Source organism: Brevundimonas sp. (assembly GCF_029946145.1).
In the GTDB taxonomy this organism is placed as follows: Bacteria; Pseudomonadota; Alphaproteobacteria; order Caulobacterales; family Caulobacteraceae; genus Brevundimonas.
Genome location: NZ_JAQSDY010000010.1, coordinates 31,730 through 46,556, shown reverse-complemented (window position 1 = coordinate 46,556; position 14,827 = coordinate 31,730). Strand labels below are relative to the sequence as shown.

Annotated in this window: 15 protein-coding genes and 1 pseudogene; 3 read left to right on the top strand and 13 right to left on the bottom strand. The window is 63.2% G+C overall.

Going from position 1 to position 14,827, the window contains the following annotated elements; genetic code table 11:
* Window positions 1-13: 13 nt before the first annotated feature.
* On the bottom strand, window positions 14-1,060 hold the full coding sequence (locus PSV23_RS04115; RefSeq protein WP_300466249.1) for a hypothetical protein: 1,047 nt from the start codon (window positions 1,058-1,060) through the stop codon (window positions 14-16).
* A gap of 190 nt (window positions 1,061-1,250) precedes the next feature.
* On the opposite strand from PSV23_RS04115, the pseudogene PSV23_RS04110 reads away from it, so the two are divergent.
* Window positions 1,251-2,017 (top strand): annotated as a pseudogene (locus tag PSV23_RS04110) (transposase); the annotation flags it as partial.
* Between the two features lie 11 nt (window positions 2,018-2,028).
* Here the strand turns inward: PSV23_RS04110 and PSV23_RS04105 are convergent.
* The 5 genes from PSV23_RS04105 to PSV23_RS04085 form a co-directional block, all read right to left on the bottom strand.
* Window positions 2,029-2,559 (bottom strand): 6-carboxytetrahydropterin synthase, encoded by a 531-nt coding sequence (locus PSV23_RS04105; protein ID WP_300466248.1) that lies wholly within the window; start codon window positions 2,557-2,559, stop codon window positions 2,029-2,031.
* 711 nt (window positions 2,560-3,270) lie between these two features.
* Entirely contained in the window at window positions 3,271-3,747 is a 477-nt protein-coding gene (locus PSV23_RS04100; protein WP_300466247.1) for a hypothetical protein, read from the bottom strand.
* Window positions 3,744-4,958, bottom strand: a complete 1,215-nt coding sequence (locus PSV23_RS04095) for a nucleotidyltransferase (RefSeq protein ID WP_300466246.1) — start codon at window positions 4,956-4,958, stop codon at window positions 3,744-3,746. The genes PSV23_RS04100 and PSV23_RS04095 overlap by 4 nt, the downstream gene beginning before the upstream one ends.
* A complete protein-coding gene (locus PSV23_RS04090; protein WP_300466245.1) occupies window positions 4,951-6,111 on the bottom strand; it encodes an SAVED domain-containing protein in 1,161 nt (386 codons plus the stop codon). Before PSV23_RS04090 ends, PSV23_RS04095 begins: the two co-directional genes overlap by 8 nt.
* Window positions 6,112-6,303: 192 nt before the next feature.
* A complete protein-coding gene (locus tag PSV23_RS04085; protein ID WP_300466244.1) occupies window positions 6,304-6,519 on the bottom strand; it encodes a hypothetical protein in 216 nt (71 codons plus the stop codon).
* A gap of 137 nt (window positions 6,520-6,656) precedes the next feature.
* Between PSV23_RS04085 and PSV23_RS04080 the strand changes: the two genes are divergently transcribed.
* On the top strand, window positions 6,657-6,968 hold the full coding sequence (locus PSV23_RS04080) for a helix-turn-helix transcriptional regulator (protein WP_300466243.1): 312 nt from the start codon (window positions 6,657-6,659) through the stop codon (window positions 6,966-6,968).
* 28 nt (window positions 6,969-6,996) lie between these two features.
* Complete coding sequence (locus PSV23_RS04075; protein WP_300466242.1) at window positions 6,997-7,818, top strand: ImmA/IrrE family metallo-endopeptidase; 822 nt, start codon at window positions 6,997-6,999, stop codon at window positions 7,816-7,818.
* Window positions 7,819-7,961: 143 nt separating this feature from the next.
* Here the strand turns inward: PSV23_RS04075 and PSV23_RS04070 are convergent, their stop codons facing one another.
* The 7 genes from PSV23_RS04070 to PSV23_RS04040 form a co-directional block, all read right to left on the bottom strand.
* A complete protein-coding gene (locus PSV23_RS04070; protein ID WP_300466241.1) occupies window positions 7,962-8,543 on the bottom strand; it encodes a methyltransferase domain-containing protein in 582 nt (193 codons plus the stop codon).
* Window positions 8,540-9,460 (bottom strand): hypothetical protein, encoded by a 921-nt coding sequence (locus tag PSV23_RS04065; protein ID WP_300466240.1) that lies wholly within the window; start codon window positions 9,458-9,460, stop codon window positions 8,540-8,542. The genes PSV23_RS04070 and PSV23_RS04065 overlap by 4 nt, the downstream gene beginning before the upstream one ends.
* A gap of 3 nt (window positions 9,461-9,463) precedes the next feature.
* On the bottom strand, window positions 9,464-11,032 hold the full coding sequence (locus PSV23_RS04060; RefSeq protein ID WP_300466239.1) for a glycosyltransferase family 4 protein: 1,569 nt from the start codon (window positions 11,030-11,032) through the stop codon (window positions 9,464-9,466).
* Between the two features lie 3 nt (window positions 11,033-11,035).
* Complete coding sequence (locus PSV23_RS04055; RefSeq protein ID WP_300466238.1) at window positions 11,036-11,959, bottom strand: nitroreductase family protein; 924 nt, start codon at window positions 11,957-11,959, stop codon at window positions 11,036-11,038.
* A gap of 30 nt (window positions 11,960-11,989) precedes the next feature.
* Window positions 11,990-12,145 carry a hypothetical protein gene (locus tag PSV23_RS04050; RefSeq protein ID WP_300466237.1) on the bottom strand — a complete coding sequence of 52 codons (156 nt, stop codon included), beginning with the start codon at window positions 12,143-12,145 and terminating at the stop codon, window positions 11,990-11,992.
* A 179-nt stretch (window positions 12,146-12,324) separates the two neighbouring features.
* On the bottom strand, window positions 12,325-13,146 hold the full coding sequence (locus PSV23_RS04045; protein WP_300466236.1) for an IS5 family transposase: 822 nt from the start codon (window positions 13,144-13,146) through the stop codon (window positions 12,325-12,327).
* A gap of 153 nt (window positions 13,147-13,299) precedes the next feature.
* Complete coding sequence (locus PSV23_RS04040; protein WP_300466235.1) at window positions 13,300-14,634, bottom strand: site-specific integrase; 1,335 nt, start codon at window positions 14,632-14,634, stop codon at window positions 13,300-13,302.
* Between the last annotated feature and the right edge of the window lie 193 nt (window positions 14,635-14,827).

The window sequence follows — 14,827 nt, the reverse complement described above, 5'->3', positions numbered from 1 at the left end:
AGGAACTACATCATCAATGCCGGATATGCTTCCGTCTAAAGTGATCCCGCTCTAGAGCGGGACTCTGGCGCAGCCAGCCGGTTCCACTGCGTGTCAGCGCCGCCGCTAGGAGGAGCATCTCGGCTTCCCAGCCGGTGTAGAAGCCCCGGCGCGTCTCGCGCCACTGGACATACCAGTCCCAGACGGCGGGAGAGACCAGCAGCGCGAAGGTCAGCCGCTCGCGCGGCAGTCCGAAGCCCCGGGACACGCCGTCCGGCGCCACGGCCAGGGCACCGAACAGCAGGCCGAGGTGCTCGACCTTCTGCGACGCGGTCTCGGGGCCCCAGACGCCCGAGCGCTGGAACCCAACCTCGGTCAGGGTCCGGGTCTTGAACCGCAGCAGGTCGGCCATCTCCCGGGCGAGGCGCGGCGGCGGAGCGAATTCCGGCCGCAAGGAGAGCTTCTGGCCGGACCTCAGGGGGACGCCCTCCACCACACCCTCGAACCGGATCGCGAACCGGTGCTTGGAGACTTCGGCGTGATAGCGATGGAAGGCCGTGCCGCCGGAGAGAACCGAGGACCGGACCCAGGCGAGGATCTCCGCCTGCTCGCTCGCCGTCCGGGCGTTGAAGTCGTCGGGCAGATGCCATGCGAGACGCCGACGCTCCGACACGCCGACCTCCGGCAGACTGTGTCCTGAGACGGCGCGTCCATGGGTGACGCGACCCCGAAGATATCCCTGAGGAAGCCGGTAACGACTTTCGATCAGATCGACGACCTGGAGGCTGGCTGGCGTCTGCGGCCCCTTCGTCCCTCGGCGCCAGGCGCCGAGCGTGGTCCGGTCGATCGTCCCGCCTTTCGCTGTCGTCGCCTTGTGAAGGCCCCAGACACTGTCGCCGTGTCGCCGGATCTCCGCGTCAAAAACCGCGGCGAAGTCAACAGGCGCCTCGACACGCTCCCATAGGGGTTCAGGATACTCGACGACGGGCTTGGGCGGGCGACCGCGACCGGCGCGGCGCGGGCGCTCCTCGGGCTTGGCAGGACGACGCTTCGACGAACGCAGGGTGGGCGAAGGGGACATACTCTCTCCAGAAACAGGCGTCGCCCGAACGGCGACCGGAGAGAGACGGCTGACATATGCGATGACCCTGAACCGGATCCCACGGAGACTGTGGATACCTGAAGATCGGCCGCTTCTGACTGAGGCTGTGTGAAAACTGCTCTGGATCGAGCGAATTAGGATAGCCTCCTGGGGTCAGCAGGAGGTGGGTATGGGCCGCTTCATTCAGGGTGCAGACCGCCGGCAGCCGACGCTGCTTCCCGAATGTCTGGATGACTATGTGGCCGAAGATAATCCGGTCCGGGTGGTCGATGTTTTCGTCGACGAGCTGGATCTGAGAGGGCTGGGCTTCGAGGGCATGACGCCGGCGACGACGGGGCGTCCGGCCTATCATCCGGCGATGCTGCTGAAGCTGTACGTCTACGGCTACCTCAACAAGGTCCAGTCCAGCCGGCGGCTGGAGCGCGCGAGGCGCAGCGCAATGTCGAGCTGATGTGGCTGACGGGGCGGCTGGCGCCGGACCACAAGACGATCGCCGACTTCCGCCGCGAGAACGGCTCCGCGATCCAGGCGGCCTGCGCTCAGTTCGTCGTGTTGTGCCGCCAGCACGGCCTGTTCGGCGTGGCGCTGGTCGCCATCGACGGCTCGAAGTTCAAGGCCGTGAACACCCGCGACAGGAACTTCACTGTCTACAAGGTGAAGCGGCGGATCGAGCAGGTCGCCGAGCACATCGCCGGCTACCTGCAGGACCTCGACACGGCCGACCGCCACGAGGGCGAAGGCGCGGAGGCCCGGTCGACGCGGCTGGTCGAAAAGATCGAGCGGCTGCGCGCCCAGATGGCGATGCTGAAAGCGATGGAGGCGCAGGTCGAGGCCGCGCCCGATGGCCAGGTGTCCATGACCGACCCCGACGCCCGGGCCATGGCGACGTCGGGTCGAGGCAGCGGCATCGTCGGCTACAATGTTCAATCCACGGTCTCAGTGAGGGCTCAGCGAGGGCCTGTCTCGCTCGACGCGTCCGCCAGCAGGCGGGCATAGACTTCCAGGTCGATCTTTGAGAGCAGGGCTGCCGGGTTTTCATAGATGGCGCTGTTGGCACCATGCTCGAAACATTCGACGCTTTGCACCCAGCAGCGGCCGTCGGTGGCTTCCCGTATCAAACCTTCGGCGTGTTCGAGAACATGCTGCGACAGGCGTTCGCAACTGGTTCCGGGAACCAGCCTTGCCTCGGCGAGGCCGAGCGTCTCCAGGTGCAGGAAAGCGTCCCGGTCAGGATCGTCGTCGCTGATCAGAAGCGTATGGTCGAAGGTTGCATGAAGCCATTCCCGGATGCGGCCGAACCCGCCGCTACCGAAGTCGACGACCCATCCGCGGTGGTCGAGCTGTTCGGCGGCGAAGGTGAAGCGGAATCCAAGCGAATAACCATGGAGAAGGTGGCAATGGCTGTCGGCGGCCCACTGCCTGAAGGCGCACGACAGACCCCGATCCGCGCCATAGGTCTTGGTGGAGAGGTAGGCCATGAAGGGTTCCCGCAGCAGGCTCCGCGGTCAATGAGGGGTTTCCGTCCGTTAGGCAATCCTGCGGGCCCCGGCACCGCATGGCGTCACCCGCGTCCGCGTGCCACCGAAAGCGTCGCGCGGCGCCGTTCGCCGACCGCGACAGGCTGCCTTCACGAGGTTCGCAATGGATGCGTCGTCTTCTGACCGGGGCTACGATCGCCCCGTCACCGCAGCCCGGGCGGCCTTCGACGAGGGTCGGACGCAAGATTTCGCCTGGCGTTCCGCGCAACTCACCGGCTGATCGATCAATCAAGTCGGTCTGGAAGCGGGCCGGCGCGGAGGCGCTTGTCGAGATAGCTGCTACCGGAAGGCGGGAAAACCCACTTGCGCCAGAGCGCTTCGAGCGCGTGCTTTTGGTCGGGACCCATCTTCGTGGAAGGCACTATGGCCAGCGGTCATGCGTACCGCACCAACAGGTCGAACACATGGCCGCACCGACCAGACTTAGCAGAACGTCACTTCACCCTTGCCAACGGGGAGGGACGTGTCCCTCCAGCGAGAACTCGTAGAACAGAGCCGTCTGATCGACCTGCCGTTCACCCATCATGACAATGCCTCCGGCCTTGATGACCCGAGTGAATCAGCCCCGAATGAACTTGGCAATTGCCGACTTTTTCAACGGTATTGACTCATAGCGGCGATCCAAGATGTCCGCTTTCGGTGGGGCCACACCTAGGTGATGCGCCGCAGCAACCGTCGATGGTCGCGCGGAGAAACGTCAGACGGATCCGGGTGCTCGCCTCCTCCCTGCCATTCCTTTCGGCCTCCGGCCATCCAGTCCTCGAAATAGTACAGCCACGTATCCATCCAAGGCAGGAACGTCAGGTCGAGCCGGTCGGCAGGCGTCCATTCCCGAGCCTTCGGCCAGTACAGGCACAGCCGCGTAGGCCGCTGCGAATACACGTGAGGCAGCTTGTCGCCCTCCGCCAGAAGGACCAGGTCCGGCCTGTCGACAAAGAGCTGTGGTGGTGAGTCTTCCTGATAGACAAGGCGCACTTCGTACTCGCGGGCCAACGGAAATGGCCGCCTGGACATGTGCCAGGTCAGCCGTCCGCGCACCACCGAGCCGCTGCCCGGATAGACCACGCTGCGGCGCAGGTGGAGTAGTTGTTGCGCCGCAGACAGGGAAGGCCTTCCGCCGTACTTCACTCGTCCGGCGCTCCGAAGAAGGTGTTGGCCCGCACCGGCGTCGCTTTCGCGCCCCCCGTGACCAGCCCGATGCCCGCCGCCACGCCGAGCTTGCCGGTCGCCCGCGCATCCGAGATGCGGCCGGTGTAGGCGTTCAGCGCTTTCTCGACGATGCCATCGCCGAGCGAGTGGCGCAGTTCGCCCACCAGCTCGTCCAAGCCATCCAACTCGATCAGGCGGCTGAGATCAGCTTCGGCCTTGCGATGCCACCAGTAGAACGCGTCCGCCCGCGGCGGCTCGACGTTCCACTTCTCAGCAAAGTTCTCGCCGTCGGTGGTTTCGTTCCAGACGAAATAGTGCGTGCGGCCGTCGAACACGCCTTTCTCGATGAAGATCGGCATGAACTTGACGATGCTCAGCAGCAGGTCGAGTTCGTTATCGAACGTCCATTGTCGGCAGCAGTACTCGTAGCTGCGCGCAGCTAGCTGCGTGATGATCACCGAGAGCGGCGCCAGCGACAGGTCCTTCTTCTCGAAGGCGACGTCGCGGTGGCGCTTCAGGATCTGCACCGTGCGGCGCAGAACCCCCTTCGCACCCGACTTGGTCGGGAACGGCTCGATACTCGCATCGGCCGTGTAGCCGTCCTCCCGGATCGCCTTCTCGACGCGCAGCAGGGGCACCAGCTTGGCCCGCTCATCGAACTTGTCGCGGAAGCCCTTCGGGTTCGACTGCTTCCACTGGCTGAGCGATTTGTCTGGCACCAGTTCGCCCCCGTTGGGGCAGTTCGGGTTCGGGATCGAGGGCGTGATGTCGAGGTGAAATTCGTTGGCGTACACGATGCGCCAGCAGCGCTGCTTCTCCTCCAGGATCGGGCGGTAGCGGCCGTTCTCCCGGATTCGGTCGCCGACCAGTTGTTTGACGAGGCCCGGCTGCATGCTCGGCTTGGCGTCCGGCAGCAGGGCGATCAGGTCGACATCATGCTCGTTGCTCTTGATCGGCTTGACGTTGGTGCCGATGGCCGTCGAACCTTGGGCGTAGATCACGCTCGTTTTCAGCAGCAGGTCGTCCGCATAGGCCAGCCAGGATCCGACCGTCTCGTAGCGCGACTTCGCTTCTTGGTACTGTGTTTCCGTCAGGTCGAGTTCCTGACACAGGCGGTCCAGGAAGCCGTATGTCTCGACCTTCCGAAAATACAGGCCGTCAAAAATTCTGTTCGGGGAGCCGTCAGGCATGATCAAGCTCCTTTCGAGCCGCGTTGGTGGGGGAGGAAAGTTGACCGATGGTCAGCCGCGGCTCGAAGCCGCTGTGCCCACGGTTCTCGTCGTAGACGACGAGCGGCAGATCGGCCTTCGGCATCCAGACGCGGCCGAGTTCGACAGCCGCCGAGACCGGCATCGCCGGGAAAATGTGGATCGCCGCGTCCTGGCCGTGAACGGCCTTGATCTGGTCGAAAGTGCGCCGGACCGTTTTACGGAACCGGCTTAGATCATCGTGCCGGTGCATGATGTCGCGATCCGGTTTCGGCACGGTGATCCGCCAGATCGGCGCATCTCCGAGGACGGCTTCGATGCGGTCATCAGTGATGGTCGCGCTCAGGCTCAGGATCAGCGCCACCGACTTGCCGATCCCGACCTTCTGGCTGGTTTCGAAAGCGACGGGTTCGCGGATGTCGCGCCAGTCCCAGCCCTGAGGCTCCCGGTGCAACTGGTGGACCGTCACGGCCGGAATATCCGACAGCAGCCGGCCGAGTTCGATCAGGAGCGGTTGCGGGGCCAGCGCGAAAACCGACAGGTGCTTGATGTGCCCATCCGCCAACTGGTCGCGGACCTTGCGGTCAAATTGCTTGCGCAGGTTGAGCGGCTGAAAGCCCCAGTACTCCGGTTCATGATCCCCGAAATCACAGCGCGTCAGGTCGAGAGCGATAGGTTCGCGGACCGCAGGAAAGCGCCCCGGCAACATCGCGGCCTTGGCCAGATCATAGCGGGCGGGACAGTCGTGTTCACCGACACGGGCGGAATAGAGCAGGACGTGTGAAGCCCGGTCGGGCGTGATCCCGGTGACGATGTCGATCCGCTCTTCGTGCGCGGCTTTCATCTGCAGCAGCAGGGCTTCGGGATAGTCCTGCCAAGTGTCGTTTCCGTCGATCAGACGGTGATGCGCATTGCAGAGCAGCATCAGGTTGGCGACGTCGTCCGCCAGCTTCGGCGAACGGTCCGGATCGCCGCGCGGCCCGCCCGGAGATTCCGCGACGATGTGCGCGACGTAGCCATTGTTCAGCTCGTCTTTACCGGACAGCCAGTCGCCGAGAAGCGGTTCGTTGCAGAACTGGCAACGGCCGCCGCTACGGGTCCAGAGTGTCAGGCGGGTTCGGTTCGAAACTCCCACTCCTGGTTCCTCATTCTTCCGGCAATGCCGGAGTTTTTTGTTCGACCGCCTGACGGCAGCAGCTCGATGTTCTGTCTCACGCGCACTTGCCCCCTAGAACAACACGGACCCAAACCGGGAACATATTGTGAACTAACTACCACGATTCCCCGACTTCAAGCGAGCCGCATCGCCGAAGCGATGCAGCCCCGCTTAGCTCTCGCGCACCGTGGTATGCGGGCTGGCCCTGCCGTGCTTGGTGGTAACGAAGCGACCTGAGATCGCGCTGCGGTAAGCCCCGCCCGTGCTGCCGCTCTTGCCGCCGCTTTCCTTCACCGTGGTGCGGGGGCTGCCCTTGCCGTGGCTGGAGGTCACGTACCGACCCGAAATGGCGCTTCGATAGGAACCGCCGCCTTTACCCTTGCTCATCGCTTCAACTTCCCCTTCCGGCCAAGTTCGGTATGTCCATAGTGGAAGTATGGTAACTACGAGTTCGCTTGTCAAGTACGACAAGTCAGGTTATCACCGAACAGACCGAACAGCTAGGAGGATCAATGGCATCGGCATTGGGCACCAAGATCAATGAGCTTCGACGCGCCAAGGGCCTGACCCTGGAGCAACTCGGCGAAGCGACCGGCAGCTCAAAAAGTTACATGTGGGAGATCGAGAACAAGGACGTCGCGAGACCGTCCGCCGAAAAGCTCGACCGGATCGCATCCGCCCTGGATGTCACCGCCGACTACCTGATCGACGCTACGACGTCACAGCCCACCGAGGACGTGCAGGACAGGGCCTTCTATCGCAAGTTCCAGAAGGCCGACCCGACGGTGAAGGACAAGCTCAAGAAAATCCTCGACGTGCTCGATGAGGACGACTGACCCCACGACATATAAGGGCTGGGCGACCATGCTCAGCCAGATGTGGGGCCCGCGCTTCCCCGTCGACGTGAAGCGCATCGCACTAGAATATTCCAAGCGGTTCTCGGACCCCATTCATAAGGTCGCCGAAGCGGATATCAGCGCCTTCGAGGGCGCGCTCTACCCGCTCTCCAAGAAGGGCGGCTGGGCGATCCTGTACAATCCCTCCATCACGTCGGCGGGGCGGATCAACTACACGCTGGCCCATGAGCTCGGGCACTACTTCGCCCACCGGGCCGCTACGCCAGTTGGCTTCCAATGCGGCGAACGTGACGTGCTGGGAAGCGCCGCCCACGCGGCGCTCAGGCAACAGGAGCGCGAGGCGGACGAGTTCGCCTCGTACCTGCTGATGCCTCTCGATGATTTCCGTCAGCAGATCGGGACGCAGCGCATGTCGCTCGACCTGCTTCGACATCTCGCGGCCCGGTATTCGGTTTCGCTGACGGCGGCGGCGCTCAAATGGATTGAGTCTACCGACCTGTGCGCGGCCGTAGTCGTCGCGACCAACGGCTACGTTTCGTGGTGCCGGCCCAGCACGGTGGCCCGAAAGGCCCGGGTCTATTTCGAGTTTGGGATGGAGTTGCCCCGCGCCTCTATCGCGGCCTTGGGCGAAAGCGCTCACCGGGACGACGGAACCAATCTTGCCAGCGGCGTATGGAATGCCATGCCCGTTCGCGAGATCGCGATCTTCGCGGACCGATATGAGATGACTATCTCGCTCCTGATCTTCGACCACGCCGCGCCCGTTGACGGATGGGACGAGGAGATCGGGGAGGACGCGTTCGACCGTGTTACGCGCGGGTTGCTCTAGGCTGCTTCAGCTTCAAAAATTACGGCCGCCCATCGCGTCCAAATTGTCGGAACGCACATGGTTGCCATAACGGGCGCAACCCATGCATGGTGGTCTTGCCGGGACGCCTGACGCGGCGGATTTTCTATCTGGGTTAGACGCGCCTAGGCGGCACGGACGGCATCGACCACAACGCTGTGCGTAAGGTGCGTCGGCAAAATTTCGGTCCTTGCGTCGATCGGCAGATGACCGCCGCATGAACCGATGACCTCGAGCAGATCTTCAAAACCGGCAGCCTCAAGGGTCTCGGTCAGGGACGCCAGGTCGTAGAGCATCTTGTGTCCGTGCATGACGGATATGCCGAGCCGATGGCTCCAGCCGTGCGCCCGCCCGAACCAGGGCTTGCGGTAGTCGTATTCCGCGTAAAACTCCTTCGGATCGGACAGATAGAGGCAAGCGATCTTGCGAAAATCCGGGACCGAGACCCTGAGGATCCCGCCCGGCGCGAGGATCCTTCGACACTCCTTCAGGAAGTCGGCCGTTTGCTCCATCGGGGCGAGATGCTCGAGGAAATGACTAAGGTAGATCACCCCGGCGCTTCCATCTCGGAAGGGAATGCCATTCAGAAAGTCGGCCCGCACGTTGAGCAGGTCACGTTGATCCGCGGCCGGCGGAGCGAGATCCACATTGATCCAGTCGTCCCCGAAGCGAACGGGCCCCGCTGCCAGATTCAGGCGCACCGTCACGCAAACCACTCCCAGGCCGGGGGTGAGGAATCCAGGCCAGGCAATGGCACGCTGACGACGTGACGACCCAGCGCCGCCAGCCATGGCGCGCGATGCTCGAAAGCCTGCCGAGGCGGCCATGTTGCGGGCGGCGCTTCCAGCCGTTCAATGATCTCCTTCATGGAAAGGGCCGGACGGCGGCGCCGCAACCACGAGGGAAGTCCGGAGATATCTCGTTGGAAAGCCTTTGCCTCCGCCGACACGGGGAACGCCTGCGTGACGATGACCATCTTGGCGATTTCCAGCATGGCGTGCCCGATCGCTTCACCGGCCGTCCTCCCCGACGCGGACGACGCATAAAAATACGCGGCCTCCCCGGACAACGCCAGGCAGACGACAGCGGGCAGGGCGCGTCGAGCCTGACACCACGACAGGATTATCGTATGCCCTGCAGAAGTCACCAGCCGGTACGGAGCTCCCTCGCCTACGTCGTCAATCCCGTCGATGTCGTACGCAACGATCCCTGTCCCCTGATCGGAGCGTCGGCACCACTCCGCCAGATGTTCAAGCTCGATCGCTTCGACGAACGCCGATGACAGGGCCGCGTCGCGCGTGAGATGACACCCTGCCGCCGAAACATCCGTCATTGGCGGGGCCGGCGCTTCTATCGACTCCCATGTCGGATCCCGCCGGCCCGAGCCGTCGAAGACGAATGCCCGGGTGATGACTCGCGTGCGGAGGGACGCGGACATCGTTAGCCTCTCGACCACCTCGGAAACGGCCTTGTCGCGGGCGAGGGCCTCGTCGGGCGCGATCCCGGCGCCGAGTTCCGTCTTCCGGACGTCGGCGTCGACGTATGTCGCGCGGGCGCGGCAGACCCGAAGTCCGGAATCTCCACCCACCGCGGGCAGCATTTCAACGGTGAGGATCGGTTCCACCTCCTATCGACCGGTGGGTCCGCAGCGGCGGAGCAAGCTGTGCTTCACCATCCATGCGATGCAGAACCGAACGGAGCTGGGATCCCTGCCGTCTATCGCCTCCACGAGATTTATGAGCATCGCGGGTGTCGTGGTCCGATCCAGGACGTCTCCCACCAGCGCCGCAGTGACGAGATCGCGCATCTCGCTGTAGATCTGCAGTTTGTATTGACCGGCCCTGGCACGTCGTCCGAGCTCCGTTGACTGAAAGCGGTCACGATCAGATGCATGCGTGCTCGCGTAATGGCCGAATGTTGCGAAGTGATCGAGACCGACAGGGCCTCTCGCGTCCGACTGGAACGTCGCGACCAGTCGATCTGACCACACTCGCTCGTAGCTCGCGATGACGGCCGGCCAACCGTAATTGTGCACGGCACGGGCTCGGGCCGCGACGCCCATGCGCGTCAGCCTTCCCGGATCGCGTGCCAGAGCCTGACAACCTTCGACGATGGCGTCCGTGTCGACGGCGACGCTTTGTGCGAGGAGGAGGTGCTGCCTGCGGTAGTCCGAGGCGATCGCAAGGTCGTCACCGAGCGACCCGGTGTTGAACATCGTGGTTGGGGCGAGAAATCCCGTAACCCCGTCGATCACGGTTTCCCGGTATCCGTTCCAGTCGGATACGACGGCGGGGAGTCCGCACGCCATCGCCTCGACCGGCGCGATGCCGAACGTCTCCTGCACGCTGTCCGCGGGGGATACGAATATGTCGGAGCATCTGAGGAGGGCCACGACCTCATCGCGCGCGCGGGCGCTGACGATCCGGGCCCGCGCGCCAAGGCCGAGTTGTTCGATCTCCGATCGAAGAACGGCCAAATACGCCTTCGCGCCGGGGTAGGCGTCGCTGCCGGCGAAGGCGAACAGGAGTTCGGTGTCTCCAGCGTCGATTGTGAGAAGCGATCGAATAAGCGGCACGAGGTCGGCCTTGTCCGAAGGCGAAAAGCGCGTCAGCACGGTCGCGAGGATGCGGTTCTCCGGTAGGCCTAGGGAGCGGCGGATCGACCGTTTTTCCGCTTGGGACGCGGGGGTGAAACGGTCTGTATCGACCCCGACCGGTACGACGCGCGTGTGGACGACGCCGTTCTCGGGCACGTTTAGGTTCGAAAGCGTCCGGTGTATGCGGCCCACGGCCTCCGCGCTGCACGAGCTCGGGTATATATTCGTATCGAGATCGGTCTTGCGCACGAGGCGCTCGATGACGTGGCGCGGAAGCTGCTCGTTGTAGCTCAGGGCCGCGTAGACGGAGGTATATACAGGGATCGGGATATCGCCGCGAAGGGCCGCGACCGAATGAGGACCGAGCCCGACCTGATGCAGGGCAGTGACGCCGGCGCGCACGTCGTCTCCGATCTTCGAGACAGGGCGAATTTCCGTTCGTGGATCGGCAGGAATGTCCGCTTCACCATCCGCCCAGATGATCACACGATCCCAAAGGCTGTGTTCCACGATCGCGCGAAGGAGGCCGCGCTCGGCTTCCACGACGCCGTAAAGCGCCGAAGCGGACCGCGGTCGGTGCAAAAAGCCCAGAGTGCGCATGGCTCAGAACAGGGCCACGGCGTAGACAGGCAGGTCATCTGGAGAAAGCGCGCAGATGGGCCGCAATCTGGCGTCGGAGAGGCTCCCGATGCACCGCGACGCGATCCCGGTTTCCGCAGCAGCCAGAGTCAGGTTTTGAGCGGCGTGACCGGCTTCGATGAGAGCGAAGTCGAGTCCACGGCCCGCGTAGCGGCTCCAATTGGCATTCCGCATATAGACAAACGTCACCAGCGTGCCCGCCAGGTCGACCGTTTCCTGATCGTTGCAGAGGTCCCGTATCGCGACGTCGGCCAATGAAACGCCTCGAAGCACCTCGTGGTCCGCGTCGTAGGCCCACGTGCACAGTTTACCATCCACGTCGTAGTGGACGAACGCTTTGAGAGATGGCCGTCCCCCTGCGGCCGGCGTTGAGCGGTTCCCGGAGCCGGATGGAGCGCACCGCCCGTAGGACAGGCGAAGCAGTCGTCCAAGCGCGTCCTGCGACACCGTTGTGCGTCCGGGCCCGAAAGCCGAATGTCGCTGAGCGAGCAAATTCTCGAAGGCCGACGAGTCGGCCAGGACAGGCGCGGATGCCAGTCGCGCCGAGTTCGCCGTGATCTTCAGGTCTGTGGCGAGCGGTTCCGAGCGATGGCGACGCGCCAAGAACGCGGCCGCCTCCCTCGACGCGACAGGCAAGGCGATCAGGATATCTTCACGCCACAGGAGGTCTACGAGAGGCCGCAGGCTTTGGGGATCATAGGACACCAAGCCAGCCAACTCAGCCTCGGTCAGAGGACTTTGAAGGGCATGGAGAAGACCCGCGACGATCTGCAAGTCGCGTGTGAACACGAGCTGGCGGGTCCGCAGACGCGCCTGGACCACCTCCGGACGGCGCTCGATCGTAACGCCCGGATGCAGGCAGACGAACATGCGGACGGAATCGGCCAACGGCTGAGACTGCCGTCGGCGACCCTCTTCTCAGCCGTTCGAACAGTTCCTAGCCAAAGCCAGATCCGCATCGTCTTCGTCGTTGATTTCGACGAACTCGACGCGGACCCCAACGTCCGCCAGGCTGGCCGCAGTCGCGTCGTCGATGTAGCGGTTCGCGACGTCTGATGTTGCTTGAATGTGCATCGGATGCTCCCTTGACACGGCTTTAAGTAACACTGTTGTGTCCCTTGCGGAAGGAGTCGCTCACGTGAATCACGATGCCTGCACTACGCAGGTTCGAAAAGGCGATAGCTTGAATGGCACCAAGCCTGGATACAGAACCTCGGACCTTAGAGTCTGACTCATAATGTTTCTGATTATGTTCAGGGGTTTGCGAGTCGTCGGGTCATGAGCTGAACCGAGGCGATGAGTAGCCAGGCGGTTGAGCTCTCGATGGTTTTTTCGAAGTCCTTGGCCAGGCGTCGGTTTCGACCGAGCCAGGCGAATGTGCGCTCCACGACCCAGCGCCGCGGTAGCAGCACGAACCCCTTGGCGGTGTCGGATCGCCTGATGACCTCGATCGTCCAGTCGCCGTGGCTCTTGAGCGCTGTCCGGAGTTTGTCGCCGGCATAGCCGCCGTCGGCGAAGACGTGGCGCAGCCAGGGGAAGCTGGAGCGGATCGAGGCCAGGACGTCAGGCGCGCCGTCGCGGTCTTGGATATCGGCCGTCTGAACCCGCGCGGCGACCAGCAGACCGCTGGTATCGGTCAGGATGTGACGCTTCCTGCCCTTGATCTTCTTGCCCGCGTCATAGCCCGTTGGACCGCCGCTTTCCGTGGTCTTGACGCTCTGGCTGTCGATCACCCCGGCGCTGGGCGAGGCCTCGCGCCCAACCGCCTCGCGGCACTCCATCAGCAGCAGGTGATTGATCGTGCTCCATACCCCACCGTCGCGCCAAGCGTAGAAATACCCCTGAACCGTCGTCATCGGCGGAAAGTCCCCCGGCAGCATCCGCCAGGGCTGACCGCTGCGCAAAATATACAGCAGCGCATCGGTGATCGTCCGCAACGACCATTTCGCCGGACGCCCCAGACGAGACCGCGCCGGCAGCAACGGCTCCAGCACCACCCATTCCGCATCCGTCAGATCGCTTGAATAGCGCAGCCCCTTTCGGGCATGCTTACGCCGGGTGATCTCAGTCCACATGTCGATATCCGTTGATGGCTCGCACCTTCAACAGAATCACAAACGACTGATTTCACCCAACTTCATTTCCGGTCAGCCTCTTAGGGCCTAACGTCCGAGGTTCTGAGCCATTCTCCGTGAGCGCTATGTGTCCGCGTTTCGCGTTTGAGGGTCCTAGAACCTCATGGCCTGGCTGAGCCGGGCCGCCGTCTTGTTCGCGACAAGCTTCAACGGATCGTCGCTTAGGTGAGCGTAGATCTCGGTCGTCCGGGCCTGTTTGTGCCCGAGGACCTTCCCCACCAGAAACAGCGAGGCCCCGTCCGCAATGGCGAAGCTCGCGAAACTGTGCCGGAGGTCATGCAGACGGACACTCGCCAGCGAACGAACCTCACGAAGATCGCCCCCCAATTCGCCGACCCGTCGATGCAGGATGATGTCTGCCTTGGCTTTCACCTTTGTCCACAGATTGGGAAGGCCAACGAAGTGCCCATCGCCCTTGAGTGCGGGCAGGACCCAAGGTGATCCCGCGCCAATCGCCGGCGTCGTGTCGCCCGAGTTGTGACCTCGCGAAGCTTCAGGCGCCCGGGTCTCGTCCCAGCGCCGTTTGAGCACCACGATCGCGTCGTCGGCCAGCGGCACGACCTTGGAGCCCGTCTTCGACTCAGGGAGCCGAAGACATCCTTTGGCCCAGTCGACGAAGTCCCATTGGAGCGTCAGGATCTCTGACTTTCGGCACCCCGTGAGCATCAGCAGGCGCACCGAGTCCGCCATGACGGCGTATCGCGCGTCCTCGCGTTCGAACTCCGCCAAGGCCTCGGCTAGCGCCGCGATCTCCCTCTCGGAAAGGTATCGCTCCTTTCGAACCGTCTTGAACCGTTCAACACCCTTGGTCGGATTCTTCTGAAGGTGCTCGGCCCTGATCGCGAACTCATAGACGGCGCCAAGGGTGATCACGGCCATTGCGGCCACGCGCTTCCCGCCCCTCACCTTCGACCGACGGCGATGACCCAGCATGATGTTTCTGGCCGTCTTGCCCTGGGAGATGTCGAGCTGCATCCGGGATACGTCCATCGCGGTGACATCACGGGCGAGATGCCGACCGATCAGAGGCTTGATGTGGCAGTCGAACATGATGCGGTTCGTCTCCCAGCTGGTTTCCTTCTTGTTCGGCTTTAGTGCGGGCCCCTCCTCAAGATAGAGATCTGTCAACTCGGCGACGGTCAGCGCATTCCGATCGGCGACCTTCTCAGCCTGAGGATCGATGCCCTCGCGGACATCCTGGAGTTTCTCGATTGCACGCTCACGGGCCTCATCAAGGCCGTAGCCGCCATCGGCCTTGCCAAGCGTGAGCTTCCGAAAGCGCCCGCCGAGCCTGTAAAAGAGCACGTAGCTTCTCCCGCCGCCCGGTCGGACCCGCACGCCGAAGCCCGTGACCTGCGTGTCCCAGACACAGAACTCGACGTCCGAAGCGGGAAGCTCTCCAATCAGTTTCCGGGTCAGTTTTGGCATGCAAAACGCTCCAAAAAAGGTAGCGCATGGGTAGCAAAAAACGCCGTTTGCGGCCCATTTCGGCTGATTTCATACGGTACCACGTTTCTCAATTTTCCCAATTTTTTTCGTAGTTTGGAACAAAATGAGACGCCGTGAAAAGCGATGAAATAGGAACAAAAGCCTAATGGCATGCAAGAGGTCAGCGGTTCGA

Bases quoted from the DNA above. Each gene is read 5' to 3' on its own strand.
- PSV23_RS04115 (WP_300466249.1), bottom strand. From the start codon at position 1,060: ATGTCCCCTTCGCCCACCCTGCGTTCGTCGAAGCGTCGTCCTGCCAAG.
- PSV23_RS04105 (WP_300466248.1), bottom strand. From the start codon at position 2,559: ATGGCCTACCTCTCCACCAAGACCTATGGCGCGGATCGGGGTCTGTCG.
- PSV23_RS04095 (WP_300466246.1), bottom strand. From the start codon at position 4,958: ATGCCTGACGGCTCCCCGAACAGAATTTTTGACGGCCTGTATTTTCGG.
- PSV23_RS04085 (WP_300466244.1), bottom strand. From the start codon at position 6,519: ATGAGCAAGGGTAAAGGCGGCGGTTCCTATCGAAGCGCCATTTCGGGT.
- PSV23_RS04075 (WP_300466242.1), top strand. From the start codon at position 6,997: ATGCTCAGCCAGATGTGGGGCCCGCGCTTCCCCGTCGACGTGAAGCGC.
- PSV23_RS04060 (WP_300466239.1), bottom strand. From the start codon at position 11,032: ATGCGCACTCTGGGCTTTTTGCACCGACCGCGGTCCGCTTCGGCGCTT.
- PSV23_RS04050 (WP_300466237.1), bottom strand. From the start codon at position 12,145: ATGCACATTCAAGCAACATCAGACGTCGCGAACCGCTACATCGACGAC.
- PSV23_RS04045 (WP_300466236.1), bottom strand. From the start codon at position 13,146: ATGTGGACTGAGATCACCCGGCGTAAGCATGCCCGAAAGGGGCTGCGC.
- PSV23_RS04040 (WP_300466235.1), bottom strand. From the start codon at position 14,634: ATGCCAAAACTGACCCGGAAACTGATTGGAGAGCTTCCCGCTTCGGAC.